The organism is Ditibartonella choladocola, assembly GCF_002007565.1.
Lineage (GTDB): Bacteria > Pseudomonadota > Alphaproteobacteria > Rhizobiales > Rhizobiaceae > Bartonella > Bartonella choladocola.
The window spans coordinates 1,770,535-1,786,724 of record NZ_CP015625.1 but is presented as its reverse complement, the minus strand read 5'-3'; the positions used below and the strand labels follow the sequence as shown (position 1 = coordinate 1,786,724).

The 16,190-nt window shown below is 46.5% G+C and carries 13 protein-coding genes and 1 other RNA gene; 11 read left to right on the top strand and 3 right to left on the bottom strand.

Features of this window, described 5'->3' with window-relative positions; translation table 11 throughout:
• The first annotated feature begins 429 nt into the window (after nucleotides 1-429).
• Entirely contained in the window at nucleotides 430-1,134 is a 705-nt protein-coding gene (locus tag BBC0122_RS08010; protein ID WP_077992817.1) for a L,D-transpeptidase, read from the top strand.
• Nucleotides 1,135-1,574: 440 nt separating this feature from the next.
• Here BBC0122_RS08010 and BBC0122_RS08000 read toward each other — a convergent pair whose 3' ends face one another.
• Nucleotides 1,575-1,880: a DUF2293 domain-containing protein gene (locus BBC0122_RS08000; protein WP_077992809.1), complete on the bottom strand. Its 306-nt coding sequence runs from the start codon at nucleotides 1,878-1,880 to the stop codon at nucleotides 1,575-1,577.
• Between the two features lie 829 nt (nucleotides 1,881-2,709).
• Between BBC0122_RS08000 and BBC0122_RS07990 the strand changes: the two genes are divergently transcribed.
• Nucleotides 2,710-3,717 carry an ArsR/SmtB family transcription factor gene (locus BBC0122_RS07990; protein WP_225868093.1) on the top strand — a complete coding sequence of 336 codons (1,008 nt, stop codon included), beginning with the start codon at nucleotides 2,710-2,712 and terminating at the stop codon, nucleotides 3,715-3,717.
• Entirely contained in the window at nucleotides 3,717-4,628 is a 912-nt protein-coding gene (gene metF, locus BBC0122_RS07985) for a methylenetetrahydrofolate reductase [NAD(P)H] (RefSeq protein WP_077992804.1), read from the top strand. Before BBC0122_RS07990 ends, metF begins: the two co-directional genes overlap by 1 nt.
• 1,595 nt (nucleotides 4,629-6,223) lie before the next feature.
• Here metF and BBC0122_RS07965 read toward each other — a convergent pair.
• Both BBC0122_RS07965 and BBC0122_RS07960 read right to left on the bottom strand, forming a co-directional pair.
• Nucleotides 6,224-7,504, bottom strand: coding sequence for a lytic murein transglycosylase (locus BBC0122_RS07965; RefSeq protein ID WP_077992796.1), 1,281 nt, complete (start codon nucleotides 7,502-7,504; stop codon nucleotides 6,224-6,226).
• Nucleotides 7,505-7,627: 123 nt separating this feature from the next.
• Nucleotides 7,628-8,431 (bottom strand): glycoside hydrolase family 25 protein, encoded by an 804-nt coding sequence (locus BBC0122_RS07960; RefSeq protein WP_077994591.1) that lies wholly within the window; start codon nucleotides 8,429-8,431, stop codon nucleotides 7,628-7,630.
• A gap of 116 nt (nucleotides 8,432-8,547) precedes the next feature.
• On the opposite strand from BBC0122_RS07960, the gene BBC0122_RS07955 reads away from it, so the two are divergent.
• The 8 genes from BBC0122_RS07955 (at nucleotide 8,548) to BBC0122_RS07915 (ending at nucleotide 16,182) form a co-directional block, all read left to right on the top strand.
• The gene (locus BBC0122_RS07955; protein WP_077992794.1) at nucleotides 8,548-8,898 is read left to right on the top strand and encodes a hypothetical protein; all 351 of its coding nucleotides are present in this window, start codon (nucleotides 8,548-8,550) and stop codon (nucleotides 8,896-8,898) included.
• A gap of 120 nt (nucleotides 8,899-9,018) precedes the next feature.
• On the top strand, nucleotides 9,019-9,732 hold the full coding sequence (locus BBC0122_RS07950) for a J domain-containing protein (protein ID WP_077992792.1): 714 nt from the start codon (nucleotides 9,019-9,021) through the stop codon (nucleotides 9,730-9,732).
• Between the two features lie 2 nt (nucleotides 9,733-9,734).
• Nucleotides 9,735-10,496, top strand: coding sequence for an N-acetylmuramoyl-L-alanine amidase (locus BBC0122_RS07945; RefSeq protein WP_188318107.1), 762 nt, complete (start codon nucleotides 9,735-9,737; stop codon nucleotides 10,494-10,496).
• Between the two features lie 557 nt (nucleotides 10,497-11,053).
• Nucleotides 11,054-11,448: RNase P RNA component class A (rnpB, locus tag BBC0122_RS07935), an RNA gene on the top strand.
• A gap of 116 nt (nucleotides 11,449-11,564) precedes the next feature.
• Nucleotides 11,565-12,878, top strand: coding sequence for an Nramp family divalent metal transporter (locus BBC0122_RS07930; RefSeq protein WP_077992787.1), 1,314 nt, complete (start codon nucleotides 11,565-11,567; stop codon nucleotides 12,876-12,878).
• A gap of 150 nt (nucleotides 12,879-13,028) precedes the next feature.
• Nucleotides 13,029-14,030, top strand: coding sequence for a 16S rRNA (cytosine(1402)-N(4))-methyltransferase RsmH (gene rsmH, locus BBC0122_RS07925; protein WP_077992783.1), 1,002 nt, complete (start codon nucleotides 13,029-13,031; stop codon nucleotides 14,028-14,030).
• Nucleotides 14,027-14,434, top strand: coding sequence for a cell division protein FtsL (gene ftsL / locus BBC0122_RS07920; protein ID WP_077992782.1), 408 nt, complete (start codon nucleotides 14,027-14,029; stop codon nucleotides 14,432-14,434). Before rsmH ends, ftsL begins: the two co-directional genes overlap by 4 nt.
• Entirely contained in the window at nucleotides 14,431-16,182 is a 1,752-nt protein-coding gene (locus BBC0122_RS07915; protein WP_077992778.1) for a peptidoglycan D,D-transpeptidase FtsI family protein, read from the top strand. Before ftsL ends, BBC0122_RS07915 begins: the two co-directional genes overlap by 4 nt.
• Nucleotides 16,183-16,190 lie beyond the last annotated feature (8 nt).

Below are 16,190 nucleotides of genomic sequence, written 5' to 3'. Positions count from 1 at the left end.
TGTTACGTTTAAAGCCCGCGGACAATATTAGCTGGCATAAACAGTCGACAGTCATTCAGGGTTTGTTTTTGACAATTGTCTTATCCGGTTAAAAAGCTTTTTTTAAAAAACATTCCGCAAACAACAGAACAATTCAATAGCCGGATTGTTGTATTGATATTTCTTTATTTGTAACCGGATCAGATTGATTCTCTTGAAAGCTATGACGATTTTTTAATATTCAATGGCAACGCATATGACGGATGGTGCTTTACTGTTGCATAATTGTCTTTTCGCTCAAAAAAAATCCCGGAACAGAGGCTAAAAGCTTTAAACCCGCTAAGCCGAACCTAAAAATACTTTCCATCTTATTAACCATCCATTAACCACGTTATACGAGAAATGACGAGCGATATAACGTGTCGCGATCAAGAGGCTTTTAGACGGAAAATGAAATATTTTTGGCAGCAAAAATTAGGGCTTGCAACAGCTCTTGGTGTTCTGGGGTTCGGACTTGTGGGATGTGCGACCACGCCTGCTCCTACTGTTGTATCAAACGACAATGTAAAGGTGGCATCGGCAAAACCGGTTGTGACATCAACATTGCTCGGTACGCAATCGGTTTATGACCGTTATGAGCAATCTCCCGACGAACCGTTCAAAATTCCGCCTGTAAAAATAAAAATCCCCGAACAATTTGAACGCACGGTTGTTCCTTATCCAACAAATGAAATTCCCGGAACGATTATTGTCGAACCGGAAAACCACTATCTTTACCTCATAACCGGTGACGGTCAGGCAATTCGTTACGGAGTAGGTGTCGGTGCTGCCGGTCTCGGTTTTCAGGGGGAAGCAAAAGTACAATTCAAACGCAAATGGCCAAGATGGATTCCGACTGCCGATATGGTGCAACGCAAGCCCCAGCAGTATAAGCGCTTCGCAGACGGTGTGCCCGGTGGATTGAGTAACCCGCTCGGCGCTCGTGCACTTTATCTCTTCCAGGGCAATGTCGACACATATTTCCGTATTCATGGAACGACACAACCGTCGAGCATTGGCAAAAATGTATCAGCCGGTTGCATTCGCATGTTGAACAAAGATGTGGTTGATCTTTTTGAACGCGTGCAGGTCGGCTCGAAAGTCATCGTGCGCTGATAGTTGCTGTAGACAAATTAAAAAGAAGGGCGGGTTTTCGCCCTTTTTTTGTGCCTTTTTATGCGCCTTTTTATGCGCCTTTTTTTGAATTGTGTTGGTCTCTATTGCGTCTATCGCCTTTCGAGATTGCGTCTATCGCCCTTCGGGTTGAATTTTTGCAGCATATTTCTGCAATATTGAAAAAGAACGGAATAAAAAAGATTTCATATTGAACGTTTGACCGGCTTTGGCAGAAAACAGTTCCGGATTGTTGCGTTCAGCATTTATGACCTTCCAACCGACATTCCCAATCACGCTTTTCCAAACCGGCCCAATCCCCAATCGCTCCGATCATAAATCGCTCCTTTGCCAATCGCCCTAATCGCCAATCAACCCCGATTGCCGTTCATCACTTTCTTCGGGGCTAACGCGTGGATATAAAGAACTTTTCCGGCAAGATTTTACTCGTGATCTTCATAGGTCACAAAACGCGTTGCACGCCATTCGGTGAGTTTTTCGTTAATGTCGTCTATTACAAAAAAACGAGCTGAATCCTTATCATAACCTTCATCACGCAATTCATCATAATTCGTATATGTGTGGCGGATATAGGCGACAATCGACAGCCAGACCGCAATTGAAGGGGGAAGATGTTTCATATGCGCGCTTAAAGCAGCAGATCTGATCGGCTCGCTATCAGAATAGGGAGCTTGCGGGATAAGCAGTGTCAGTTCCTTTAAAACAGCGCGTTGTCTTTTCGTAGTCATGGGTAACAGAAAATCATGGGTAACAGAAAATCATGGGTAACAGAAAATCATGGGTAACGGAAAATCATGGGTAACGGAAAATCATGGGAAACGAAAAATTTGTCTTGCTTCATTGTTAAACGGGTTTTCGAGCTTTTTCAGATATAGTTCGATATGTCAAAATGCAAAAATTGTTAAAGCAAAGAGTGCCGCAATTCGTTCACTTGATCTTTGCATGTCACCTTTTTTAGCAATTACAAAATTCCGGATCCGGTTATGTGGGATAAGGCGCGGTAATTGCTTTTTCATTTTATCAAATATCGGGGCAAGATCAAATGATAGGGCAAATGTAAAAATAACGGGTGAAGCGAAAATCGCCGCCAATTTTTATCCTTTTATATAACCATATTTTTGACCGCTCTTGCCAATATTTCGGGGGGTAGCGTTCAAACACAAATTATTCGCAAACAGGTGTAATGGCCGTTTATCAGGAAAAACCGGCAGACACAGACATTAAAGGCATGATAAATATTTGCTAGACTTGATAAAGCCCGACTGTTCAGGACGAGTAAGCGGCAAAATTCCCGCAATGATGACTTGTTTTCAAGACGAAGAATGATTTTCTGTTTTAGAACAGTCGGACAACGGCAAGCCCGCAAAATGATCGAAATAAGCGGGACGAATGAAACTTGCAGCAATTGCTGTGACACCAAAACTGTTCATACGCGTGTAAAATTTTATCTTCCGGAAAAAATCATAATCGGTGATTGTGGGCATAACCAATCTCTCCGCTTGACATTTGCAAAATATATAAAGATATCTTTATATCCATAAAACCGGAGAAATAGTCATGGTTCGCCAATTGGCATTGAACGAAATGGTAGACGTATTGAAAGCTGTTGCCGAGACGACGCGGTTACGGATACTGTTTTTGTTGGATAAGGGGGATTTGACAGTTTCCGATCTCACAAAAATTTTGGGACAATCCCAGCCACGTGTTTCAAGGCATTTGCGGCTTTTGACAGAAGCCCGTTTGATCGAGCGTTATCAGGAAGGGGCATGGGCATATTTTTCTTTGTCTTCATGCTCGTTACGTCAACAAATGTTGAAAACAATACTCGCACATATCGACACAAAAGACGGTCTTATCGAACGCGACATGACGCGCCTTGACGAAGTGAAGCAGCAACGTAGCCGTGCTGCTGCTGCCTATTTTTCCAAGAATGCGCATGATTGGGATAAACTCCGTTTGCTTCATGTTCCCGATAACACGGTTGAACAGACAATGGTTGAGCTTGTCGGCACAACGCCATTCCAATCCATGCTTGACATCGGCACCGGCACAGGCTCGCTATTAAAGCTCTTTTCCCCCCTTTATACCCGCGCAATCGGCATCGATAACAACCGCGATATGTTGGCGGTTGCCCGTGTCAATCTTGATAAAGCGGGTATTTCAAATGCGCAGGTCAGGTTAGGCGATGTGGCCGCCTTGCCGGTTGAAAAAGAAACATTCAATCTCGTCACCATCTATCAGGTTCTGCATTTTCTGTCAGATCCCGAAATTGCAATTTTTGAAGCGGCGCGCGTTATGCGCCCCGGTGCAAGGCTCATTATTGTCGACTACGCGCCGCATGAACTTGATTTCTTGCGCGAAAAATATGCCCATGTACGTTTGGGCTTTTCCGATTCCCAAATGGAATACTGGCTGGAAAAAGCCGGTTTGACACTGGAAAAAACCTTGAGTTTTCAACCACAACAAAATGGCAACACCAAAGGGCTTACGTTGAAGCTGTGGCTTGCACGTGACCCGCGTTTATTGATTGCCCGACAAAAAACACTTGTAACGGAGACCGCATAATGCCTGCCCCTTCACTTTCCCGCCGCCCTGATTTAGGCGACAAGCTAAAGGTTTCATTCGAGTTTTTCCCGCCAAAAACGGAAAAAATGGAAGAAATGCTATGGCAAACGGTGGAACGGCTTGCTCCGTTAAAGCCGGATTTTGTTTCGGTTACTTACGGGGCAGGTGGTTCCACGCGTGAGAGAACCGGCCGCACCGTTGAACGTATTATCAAAGAAACGCATCTCAATGCGGCGGCGCATCTAACCTGTGTTGACGCAACGCGCGAGGAAGTTGACAGCGTAGCGCGCCAATTTGCTGCGATGGGCATTCGCCATTTTGTTGCTTTGCGCGGTGATCCGAGCAATGGCATAGGCGGGCGCTATCACCCGACTCCGGGGGGCTATGCCAATGCCGTTGAACTCGTCGCCGGTTTGAAAGCAATTAATCCGGATTTTGAAATTACAGTTTCCGCTTATCCGGAAAAACATCCCGAAAGTCCGGATTTTGCGACCGATATTGATCTGCTTAAACGCAAAATTGATAATGGTGCGACAAAAGCCATTACCCAATGCTTTTTTGATAACCATTTTTATGAAGATTATATCGAAAAAGTTCGTAAAGCCGGTATCTATATTCCTATTTTACCGGGCATTTTGCCAATCCATAATTTCTGGCAGGTTAAAAATTTCTGCGCACGCAATGGAACGCATATTCCCGATTGGCTGGCACAACGTTTTGAAGGGCTGGAAAACGACCAGAAAACGCATGATCTTGTTGCAGCAGCCGTTGCTGCCGAACAGGTTCTGGAGCTTGTGGAACATGGCGTGGAAGATTTCCACTTCTACACGCTCAATCGTGCAGACCTTGTTTATGCCATTTGCTATCTTATCGGTATCCGGCCAAAACAGCAGACCGCAAATAATAAATAATGGTGGTCAAATCGGATTTTTCAGTCTCTGCCAAGGGGTGTTCAGATAAACAGAACCGATTTGCCAAGGTTATGTGGCGGCGGTTATTGAAAAGCAAAGGGCTTTTTAAGCTTTTGCCGCCGCAAATTTCCGGTTTTCAATATGTGTGCCCGATTGACGGGTGCGCATATTGGCTCTTGTCCCACTTAGAGCCGACCTGAACTATAAATATTTATTTTAGTGGCGTTCCTATTGTTCGTTACGCGCGGTCGTTCAGGAACGATGCTCGCCAATATTTTGTTCATTCGGGTTTGGTTTTACCGATTCCGGTTTGGAGCAATTTTGAATTCTCTATTGATGCAAGCGTTCATTCCCGTTTGCGACAATTGCCACAGACGCATTTCGCTTCACAAAAACGAAATCGCTCCGATTTTAAAAAGAGATGACGGTCGGCATCGTTTGAACATGCTGTGGCGAGCGATAATGTTAAGGGTGTAATTTTCTACAAATCAACTGAAAATAGATTAAAATTGCTTCATTTTAAGACAATTTAGACATTGTTTTATCATTTTGTTAAAAAAATAGCAAAATAATCTATTTTTTGATTGTCGTTTTAAAGCTTCTTATTGCTATCAAATCCATTCTCGTCCATATCAGTGATGTGCTTTTCAAAAAGCATAACAAATCGGTTAACAACCAGGGAGACCGAGACCCCCCGCAACGGATTTCCCTTGGTTGAAGCCCGACTGGAGCTTTGCTCCGGTCGGGTTTTTATTTTTGGGGATTTGTTCCGCGTCGATTGCCGGTTGAAGTGTTCGTGAAATTTACACAGATATTGATATGCCGTGAAATTCATAATCCATCCCGTTTTTTGCTTTGTTGAACTGCCATTACAATTTTCCAAAAGTTCTTTGCCCCTTTATTTCCGTACCTTGAAACATTGTTTGGAGCCGCTCCTGAAGACAGCTCTAAAATTATTCATAGTGAAACGCTGTTCCGGTTGTGGAGCGGGGGGTAGCGACAATGTCTTGGGTTGTCACCTTCCGTCAGTTCCCCTTTGGTGGAATTCCCGCCGATATGTCGGTCGCACTTGCGCCAGCTAGCTTTGAAAAGAAGCGACTTTATAAAGGTCGGGCAAAAAGCGAAAAATCAGGGGCGGGGTATCGCCAGTGTATCGGGAGCGGGTTACCGCCAGTCATCAGGGGCGGGTTATTGCCAGTCCAATTCAAAAAAAGCAAAACTTGCTCTGAAAGCGCGGAACAAAATTGCGGGTTTAGGCAAAAATAGTTTGCCGAAATAAAAATAATTACCAATCGGAAAATCTGATGGCTCGAACCCCCTGATGTCTCTAAAACCCTGAAGAAAAGGCGCAATGTTCGGGCGGGTGAAACAAATTCAAAATAGCCGGAGAAGGTTTGTTAACGGGAGAAGGTTTGTTAACGGGAGAAGGTCTGTTAACCGGAGAACGTCTATTAACCGGAGAACGTCTATGAACCGGAGAAAGTCTGTTAACCGGAGAAAGTCTGTTAACCGGAGAAAGTGTAAAAAACAAGCGGGCTTTCACCCGCTTGCTTGATAAATTTTGCGCAGTTTTGAAACTCTATCGGCAGTTTTATTCAAAGCCGGTCAAGCAATTCTTTTGTCGGCCATGAATCGGCAGGTAGTCCCAAACGGAGCTGTTCCGTTCGCACGGCGTCCCGTGTCAATATACCATAAACACCATCCACTTTGCCCATATCATAACCGCGGTCTGCAAGCTTTTGTTGTAATTGCTTCATTTCTTCTGTGCTTAACCCCGGATCGGGATGGCCGATGTCAAAAGCGGGAGCACCGGCGAGGCGTGAAGCGAAATAGGCAACGGTTGTTGCATAGACAATTGACTTGTTCCATTCGACAAAAATATCGAAATTATCATAGGCTAGAAATGCAGGTCCCTTTCGGCCCATTGGCAACATCAGGGATGCATCGCCATTGTCGGGGCCTAAAGGCCCGTTAATGCCGGTAACGCCCCAACTTGTCCATTGCGAATGGGGTTTGCGATTTTGCCTGATGGCTTCCTGCCATGGCAAATCATCGCGGGTGAGGCGCACTTCTTCAAGCCATGGTTCACCGCGCCGCCATCCGAGATCGCTTAGCATATGGGCAGCCGTCATGACAGCATCGGCAACAGAACCTTTAAGGTCGATTTTACCGTCACCATCACCATCGACGCCGCGTTCAAGATAATCCTTCGGCAAAAGTTGCATTTGTCCGATTTCTCCAGCCCATGCGCCGGTTGTTTCGGCATTAACCACACCCTGATCGAACAGTTTCAAGAGCGCAATCAATTGCGGACGGAAGAGTTCCGGCCGTCGGCAATCATGAGAAAGAGTAAAAAGGGCATTCAATGTATCGAAATTTCCTTGCACCGCACCATAATCGGTCTCCAGCCCCCAAAAAGCTGCAATAACCGGTCCCGGAACACCGTATTTTTCTTCCGCCTTTGCAAAAACATCGGCATATTTTTGCAAGTTTTCCTTGCCTTTTTTCAAGCGCGCTTCCGGGATGACGCGTTTTGAAAATTCCGCAAATGTCAGATTGAAAATAGCCTGACCATTATCACGGTCGATTACTTTCTGGTCGATTGTTGCTTTTTTCAGTTCGTCGATAGCGTGCTCGCTCACACCCGCTTTACGCGCTTCGTCGGCCACATTCTGCCTGAACGTTTCAATCGGCGTACCACAGGCTTCCCGTGCAGCCTTGGTTGCGACATCTTCGGTTGGTGCGGCATCTTCGGTTGGTGCGGTATCTTCGGTTTGTGATTGTGCATCAGGTTGCTGAGCTTGTGACAGCGGGCAGAAAACTGTCGCAAACAAAAATGTTGAAGCTGCCAGAATAGCCTGTCTTGTCTTGAACATTTGTCCTCATGTCCTGCATATTGTGATGTTTGAAATGTTTTGAACCATTTATTATCAGAAATAAAGGTCTGCTCCTAGCTGAAGCTTATGTAAAGCTATATTCATTGTTGATTGACACGGTTTTTATTTTCCCGACACAAATTTTTGCCATTCATCACGGCTGCCGTAAAAGACGTTGATGTCGGCATCGCCTTTGATACCCGGCACACGTCCGGTTCCTGTATATTGCCAGAATGTCCACGGGTGGGGGCCGTATTTTTCTTGCGGATGTCCGGCGACTGACCTCAGCCAGAACGAATAACCTTTTATTTGCGACAAACCGTTGCGGTCGAAGAAATCGACTGTGGTGTAGATAATGGGCTTCTTGCCATAATATTTTTCAACAATGGACAGGAAGACCTTCATTTCACTGCGAACAGTGTCTGCCGGTGGACGGATTTTGCATGTCGGTGAAGAATCGTTCCACTCCATATCAAGAACCGGTGGTAGCGCAGTCGGGTCCTTCGGCACATTTCTGATATACCATTTTGCCTGCTCGGAAGCGGGGCGGCAATAATAGAAGAAATGGTAGGCTCCCCGCGGCATATCCACTTCCTTTGTACCATCCCAGTTGTGGATGAAATTGTCATCGACGCGGTCACCACCTTCTGTCGCTTTGATAAAAGCAAATGAAATGCCGCTATGTTTGACCGCCGCCCAATCAACCGCCTGTTGATATTTCGAGACATCGGTTCCGTGAATGGGGTAGTGCCATGGCGTAAGCGCAGCCCAATCATGGGGCTTGCGATCATCGAAGCGGGGCGCGTTGATCGGCCCTTTCGGCGTTGTGCCGGATGGCGGCACAATATCGCCAAGGTCATAGGACACGGATGTGCAGCTTGTAAGCAAAAGAGCCGATGCAATAGCTGCCGAAATCTTGTGCGCAATTTTCCGAAAATTATTTTTAAACAACAATTCAATCCCTATAAGGCTCTCAAATCACAGTTCACCATTGCTAAAAATAGTAAAAGAATGGCATATAAATAAAAACTTTTGGAAAAAATATGAAGAAACTTCGTTGGCGCCGTATCATCGTTCTTTTTATCGTCCTCCTTCTCGTCATTGCAGGACTTTGGTGGACTTATTCCTATTTTATGAATGGCAAGAGTCAATCGAATGGAGAAAAAGCACTTCCGGAAGGTGCGGCCATAAGTTTGCCAAAAGTACCACTTACACCATCGGATATGACAGAGGCGCAAAAACGCGATGTCATTAATAAATTGATGGAAGATGCAAAGGCGGCTGCCTTGAAAAGCGGGCAAAGTGAAGAACAGGCAGAAAAATTTGCACGTGATGCGGGCGAGGTTGCCCGTCAGGCAATGAACCGTCCTTCGACTGTCGATGGTGATAAATAGCGGCAAAATCAATTGCATTTAAACAGGTTCAATGGTTGACTATCGGGCGGGGGTCAAGAAATCCCGTTGCGGCACAAGAACACGAGACAAAGCGGGCTTTTAATATATCGGAAAAATAGAATGCCTTCATTATGGACACGCATCGGAGAGCTTATCAGCAATGTTGCTGGCGACGTATTGAACGCCATTGTCGAACGTGTGCGCACCATTTTTGAAGGTGATCCGGAAACACGCAGACAAGTTGCATTTTCTGTGGCCATGATTGCTTTATCGGCAAAAATGGCAAAAGCCGATGGCGTTGTAAGCGATGCCGAGGTCAAAGCATTTTATGAAATTTTTTCGGTGCCCGACCACGAATTCCACAATGTCGAACGCCTTTATAATCTCGCCAAACAGGATATTGCCGGTTTTGATGTTTACGCTCGCCGCCTGTTTCGGCTTTGTCACGAATCCGACTGTCAGGGACAATTGCTGGAAGATGTGCTGGAAGGGCTTTTCTATATCGCGAAGTCCGATGGAGTGATTCATCAGGATGAATTGGACTTTCTGCGCAATGTTTCCGATATTTTCGGCTTTTCGCGTGAACGTTTCAAAGCAATCAGTGCCCGCCATGCCGAAACGGGAGACAGCGACCCGTGGCTGGTATTGGGGTTGAACAAGGGCATCAGTTTTGAAGATGCGCGCAAACGTTATCATCAATTGGTGCGCGAGCATCACCCCGATAGGGTCATAGCACGAGGATTGCCGAAGGAATTTATGGCAATTGCCAATGAGCGTCTGGCTGCTATTAATAACGCATGGGCTATCGTGCGTGAGGAGTTTGTTACGGCATGACAATGCAACAGTTCAAAGCTGATTATCCGGAGGCGGTTGTCTGCCCTTCGCCTAATTTTGAAGAACGTAAAGACGGCGCAAAACCGCAATTTCTCGTTCTTCACTATACGGGCATGGAAAATGCCGAAAGTGCCGAACAACTTTTATGTTCGCCGGAAGCGAAGGTTTCAGCTCATTATGTTGTGGAAGAAGATGGAAAAGTCGTTCAACTGGTTCAAGAGGCTTTTCGCGCATGGCATGCCGGTGAAAGTTTCTGGCGCGGTATCACAGATGTTAATTCAAACTCGATCGGCATTGAAATCGTCAATGGCGGGCCTTTGTTGAACTTTCCCGATTATCCGGAAAAACAGATCATATCGGTCATTAAATTGTGCCAATCCATCATTGAAAGATATTCGATTGAACCGAGGAATGTGCTTGCCCATTCCGATATTGCACCGCATCGCAAAACCGATCCGGGTGAAAAATTTCCTTGGGAAACACTTTTTAAAGCCGGTGTCGGCCATTTCGTGCGTCCTGCACCAATTGCAGGGGGGCGTTTTATGAATATCGGCGAAAGCGGCCGTCCGGTCGAAGCGTTTCAATCCATGTTGGCTCTTTATGGTTACGGTCTTGAAATAACCGGATCTTTCGATGAACGTACGCGATTGGTCACACAAGCTTTCCAGCGCCATTTCAGACCTGAAAAAGTCGATGGAGTTGCAGATGTTTCGACGATCGACACGCTTCATCGTCTGCTTGGTACGTTGAAAAGCCTTGCATAATTTATGTTTTTGAACCGGATATTGATCGCTTGAATCATAACGATCAATGAGAAAATGCTTGGAACATTGATTAACAGGCAATAGCGGAAAAACAGATTTTTGAATTAAAACCCTGTGCATCCGGAAAATTTCAGAAACGATTATGAACAGATTGAAATTGTTTCGGGGAATTTTTTGTCGGGAGAATTGTTTTATTTTCGGGTGGGGCGATTCTATTATTCAGGGCGAGCCGGATTATTTTATTTCAACTCTGTTATCGGGAATTCTATCCTGAAAAATATCGGCTTTTTTTAAAAGGGAAGCGCTATAAGTTTCCGGATATGCTCTCGCTGCCGGTTCGGCTTCATCACCTATATGTCCATGTTGGCGAGCAGATGATGAAGGGGGACATTTCCACCCGATTGTTCGCGAATCGATTTTAAGTCTCCGATAAAGAAGCTTTTGATATTCGGCCTTGAATGACGGGCGGTTGTTCAACAAAAGACACAATATGATTGCGACTATTGCTCCGGTTTTATCGGTTTGCAGCAGCCTGATTTTGTTTTATAAAGAGCCGGTCAGTTGGTCGGGCAGCCGCGCCTTCTCAATACCGAAAGGTGAAAGGTGAGGAAAGTCCGGGCTCCATGGAATAACGGTGCCGGATAACGTCCGGCGAGGGTAACCTCAGGGAAAGTGCCACAGAAATATACCGCCTGTTCAATCAGGTAAGGGTGAAAAGGCGGGGTAAGAGCCCACCGCGCATCCAGTAATGGATGTGGCAAGGTAAACCCCACCGGGAGCAAGACCGAATAGGAATGACACGCAAGCTTTGCTCGCAGCCGATTTCCGGGCCTGTCATTCGGGTAGGTTGCACGAGACGGGTGGTAACATCCGTACCAGATGAATGGCTGCCACGCGGAATTTTTAATCAAATTTCGCCATACAGAACCCGGCTTATAGACCAACTGACATTTTCCTTTTGTGCTATTTACCTTTTTAGAATTCACAAATATTTTTATATAACCCCGATTGACGGGATAGATCGATTAGAGCTAATGCAAAGCATTCGCAATTAGAAAGTTTTGTTGCATGTCTCTTCAAGATGATAAATTCTCCCGTAAGTCCTCGCTCACCGAACGGACGTCGGAAGGCATTTCTGCAATGCTTGCCGGCAAGCGAAAGGGCGGACGTACATTTCTTCTCATGGTTGGGCCTGCCGTTATCGCCTCAATCGCCTATATGGATCCCGGTAATTTCGCGACGAATATTCAGGCCGGATCGGGATACGGTTATACGTTGTTGTGGGTTGTGTTGCTCGCCAATCTTATTGCCATGCTGTTTCAGGCACTGTCGGCAAAAGTCGGCATTGTAACCGGCCGCAACCTGGCTGAACTCTGCCGTGACAATCTGTCAAAGCCTGTCGTTGTGGCTATGTGGATTATCAGCGAAATTGCTGCAATGGCAACCGACCTTGCCGAATTCCTCGGCGGTGCTATCGGCCTTGCCTTGTTGTTCAATATGCCACTCATTATCGGTATGATTATTACCGCAATCATTACCTATGCTCTTCTGATGATTGATAGCCGCGGTTTCCGCCCGACTGAAATTCTGATCGGTATTCTGGTTTCGATTATCGGTATTTGTTATCTTATTGAAATGGTGATCGCACCGGTTGATTGGGAAGCTGCGGGTTTGCATCTTTTCACACCGGAAATGCCGGATGCGAACGCTTTGTTGATTTCTGTCGGCATTATTGGTGCTACCGTTATGCCGCATGCGCTTTATCTCCACTCCGGCCTGACACAGGCACGTGCCAAAGTCCAGAGTGACAAGGATCGTCGCCAGCTTGTTCGTTACTCAAACCGCGAAGTTATCGTTGCTCTTGCTATTGCGGGCATGGTCAATATGGCCATGGTTATTATGGCGGCAAGTACCTTTCATGGTGCGCATAACGACATTGCCGAAATCGATCAGGCCTATCATACATTGACACCGCTTCTCGGTATCGGTGCGGCAGGTGTTTTCCTTGTTTCGCTGATTGTTTCGGGTATTTCAAGTTCGGTTGTCGGTACTATGGCCGGACAGATGGTGATGCAAGGGTTCGTCGGCTTCTATATACCGATCTGGGTTCGCCGTCTCGTTACGATGATACCGGCCTTTATTGTTGTGGCCCTTGGTGTCAACTCGACAGAAGCGCTGGTTGTCAGTCAGGTTATTCTTTCAATCTCGCTGCCTGTTCCCATGATTGCGCTTCTCTATTTTAGTGGCCGCAAGGTCATTATGGGGCAATTTGCCAATGGAATTGTTACCCAGATTGTTGCCATTCTTTCGGCAATTGTGGTTCTTATACTGAATTTTGTTCTGCTCTTCATGACATTCGGTTTGATACCGGAAATTTCGTGAATGATGGCCGCGATCCTAACACTTCGTTAAGCATAACTGTGCGATAAAGAAGATTGACGCATTCTGACCGGTTGAAAGGTCAGGATGCGCCAATCCATTCTGCTGCATTCAAAGTGCAACATTTTTTAAACGTGCTGTTAAAAGATAACGATGCCAACTGTTAAGGATACCGGTTTTAAACGTCATATCCCTGTTTTACTCGCACCTGTTGTTGCGGGAATGGATGCTTGCGCGGGTAAAACAATTATCGACGGTACGTTCGGCGCAGGCGGCTATTCACGCGCGCTGCTTGATAAAGGTGCCGATGTCATTGCCCTTGATCGCGACCCCGAAGCAATTCGTGACGGTCAGACTCTGGTTGAAGAATATCGCCCGCGATTGAAACTCGTTCATACCGAATTTTCCAATCTCGGCCACGTGACAGAAGATAAAGTCGACGGGGTTATTCTCGACATCGGTGTTTCATCCATGCAAATTGACGAGGCAGAGCGTGGTTTTTCTTTCCAGAAAGACGGGCCGCTTGATATGCGTATGTCGGAAAAAGGTTTCAGTGCGGCCGATGTCGTCAACGGGATGAAGGTGAATGATCTTACCCGCATTTTCGGGCTTCTTGGTGAAGAACGTCATGCAGCACGTATTGCCAGAATGATTGTTGAAAGGCGCGAGAAAAAACCGTTTTTGCGAACCTCCGACCTTGCGGACGCTGTCGAAACATTGGTCGGGCGCAAACCCGGCGACCACATTCATCCGGCAACAAGAATTTTTCAGGCATTACGCATCTATGTCAATGACGAGCTTCAGGAACTGGTCAAAGCACTTGAAGCCGCCGAAACCATATTGAAGCCGGGGGGAAGGCTTGGGGTTGTAACGTTCCATTCACTTGAAGACCGTATAGTCAAAAAGTTTTTTGCTTTCCGTTCAAAAGCACCGGCGCAATCGCGTTATTTACCGGTCGCGGAAACAGAAAAACCGATATTCAGGCTCGTAGCCAAAGGCGGAGTGACGGCAGATGAAAAAGAATTGCAATTCAACCCGCGTTCACGCTCGGCACGTTTGCGATTGGGTATCCGCACCGAAGCTGACGTAACACCTCTTGATAAAACGATATTCGGTCTTCCTGAACTTGCTCGATTTAACGGAACTAGAAAATGACAGTTTTTCGTACATTTGATATGATTCTGGTGGCGATTATGATTTGTGCAGCCGGCATTACCTATAAGGTAAAATATGATGCACAAAAGCGCATCGGCGAGGTTCAGCGTATCGAAAGACAGATCGTTGCAGAGAAAAATACCATCAATCTTTTGCATGCCGAATGGGCGATGATGATCGAGCCGGAACGTATGCAGGTATTGGTCACCCGTTATCAGGATCAACTCGGATTGCAGGTAACAGATGCCCGCCAGATTATCAAATTGCAAGATATACCGGAACGGCTGCCGGACCAGATTGAAAATCTGATTAAAGACGACGAACTTGAAGAAAAGAATTCCCTGCTCGCCAGAAACGGCAATGCCAATGTCGATAATATCGCAACAGGGAGTGTCCGGCCATGAAGTTGATACCGTTTTTAAAGCGTAAACCGAAGGCCGCTCCCAACCGTTATGAAGAGTTACAAAAGGCCGAATACCGTTCGCGCAGAACCCGTCGCCGTCTGATGGTGGTGATAAGCTGTTTTCTCAGCGTCTATGCGGTCATTTTTGCCCGCCTTATTTATTTCGGTATAGAAGGCGGACAGATTGAAGAAGCTTCCGGCCCCGCTGTCGAGCAATCGGCCGCGCGTCCCGATATTCTTGATCGTAACGGGCGGCTTCTTGCAACCGATTTGAAAACCTATTCACTTTTTGCCGAACCGCGCCGCATCATTGATGTGGATGAAACAATAGAATTGATTTCAACGGTTCTGCCCAATCTTGATTGGCAGGAAACCTATAAAAAGCTCAAAAAGAAAACCGGTTTTGCCTGGATACAGCGCGGGCTAACACCAAGCCAGAAAGAGCAGATTATGGCTCTTGGCATTCCCGGTGTCGGCTTCCGCACCGAAGTGCGCCGCTTTTATCCGGGTGGGCCGACAGCCTCCCATATTCTCGGCATGGTCAATGTCGACAATCAGGGCACGGCGGGAATGGAAAAATATATCGACAGTGCGGGTTTAAGCGATTTGCGTGCTGCCGGTCTTGCCGACGAAACGTCGCTTGAGCCGGTAAAATTATCAATTGACGTACGTGTTCAGGCCATCATGCGTGATGTGTTGGCAGACGCTATGCAAAGATACCAGGCCATTGCTGCCGGTGCGGTGGTTATCAATATCCACACCGGTGAGGTGCTTGCCATGGCTTCCATGCCCGATTTTGATCCGAATAATCCGGTTGATGCACTTAAAAAAGATCGCCTTAACCGGATGACAGCCGGCACATTTGAAATGGGTTCGACGATTAAAAGCTTCACTACGGCAATGGCACTTGATTCAGGAAAATTCCAGTTGAACAGTGTCATTGACGCGTCAAAGCCGCTGGCTGCCGGACGCGGCCATTTCATTCGTGATTTTCATGGTAAATATCGCCCGCTAACCGCTTGGGAAATTTTTATTTTTTCTTCCAATATCGGTTCGGCAAAAGAAGCACTGACAATCGGCATTGACGGGCACCGCGAATTTTTGAAGAGAATGGGACTTCTCGACCGTATGACGACGGAACTTCCCGAAGTCGCCCGTCCGGTGGAGCCGAGACGCTGGAAAACCGTCAATTCCATGACCATTGCTTTCGGCCACGGCATGATGACAACGCCTTTACAAACCGCAGTTGGCGCCAGCGCTTTGATGAACGGTGGCAGGCTTATCGAACCGACATTTTTGAAACGCACGGCCGAAGAGGCGCAAGAACATTCCAAACAGGTGGTTGCACCGGAAACAAGCCGGGATATGCGTTATCTTTATAAATTGAATGGCGATATAGGTTCGGGGCGCAGAGCCAAGGTTGAAGGTTATCGCGTTGGTGGCAAAACCGGAACTGCCGAAAAAGTCGAAAACGGCAAATATTCAAAAAATAAACGGTTTAACGCCTTTCTTGCGTCGTTCCCGATTGATAATCCGCAATATGTGGTTTTGACAATTATTGACGAACCCAAGGCGGAAGAAGGAAAGTTCGGCGCAACAGCCGGTTTCAACGCGGCTCCGATGGTGGCTGAAATTATTCGCAGATCGGCTACATTTTTGGGCGTAAGACCTGATTTCAGGGAAGAATATGCACCTGTTCTTGCCTCCTCCGGCAACCAGAAATTGCCTGAAACGTCGTTTAATGATTAGAACAAAAG

Bases quoted from the DNA above. Each gene is read 5' to 3' on its own strand.
- BBC0122_RS07950 (WP_077992792.1), top strand. From the start codon at position 9,019: ATGCCTTCATTATGGACACGCATCGGAGAGCTTATCAGCAATGTTGCT.
- ftsL (WP_077992782.1), top strand. From the start codon at position 14,027: ATGACAGTTTTTCGTACATTTGATATGATTCTGGTGGCGATTATGATT.
- BBC0122_RS07990 (WP_225868093.1), top strand. From the start codon at position 2,710: ATGGTTCGCCAATTGGCATTGAACGAAATGGTAGACGTATTGAAAGCT.
- BBC0122_RS07955 (WP_077992794.1), top strand. From the start codon at position 8,548: ATGAAGAAACTTCGTTGGCGCCGTATCATCGTTCTTTTTATCGTCCTC.
- BBC0122_RS07915 (WP_077992778.1), top strand. From the start codon at position 14,431: ATGAAGTTGATACCGTTTTTAAAGCGTAAACCGAAGGCCGCTCCCAAC.
- BBC0122_RS07930 (WP_077992787.1), top strand. From the start codon at position 11,565: ATGTCTCTTCAAGATGATAAATTCTCCCGTAAGTCCTCGCTCACCGAA.
- BBC0122_RS08000 (WP_077992809.1), bottom strand. From the start codon at position 1,880: ATGACTACGAAAAGACAACGCGCTGTTTTAAAGGAACTGACACTGCTT.
- metF (WP_077992804.1), top strand. From the start codon at position 3,717: ATGCCTGCCCCTTCACTTTCCCGCCGCCCTGATTTAGGCGACAAGCTA.
- rsmH (WP_077992783.1), top strand. From the start codon at position 13,029: ATGCCAACTGTTAAGGATACCGGTTTTAAACGTCATATCCCTGTTTTA.
- BBC0122_RS07965 (WP_077992796.1), bottom strand. From the start codon at position 7,504: ATGTTCAAGACAAGACAGGCTATTCTGGCAGCTTCAACATTTTTGTTT.
- BBC0122_RS07945 (WP_188318107.1), top strand. From the start codon at position 9,735: ATGCAACAGTTCAAAGCTGATTATCCGGAGGCGGTTGTCTGCCCTTCG.
- BBC0122_RS08010 (WP_077992817.1), top strand. From the start codon at position 430: ATGAAATATTTTTGGCAGCAAAAATTAGGGCTTGCAACAGCTCTTGGT.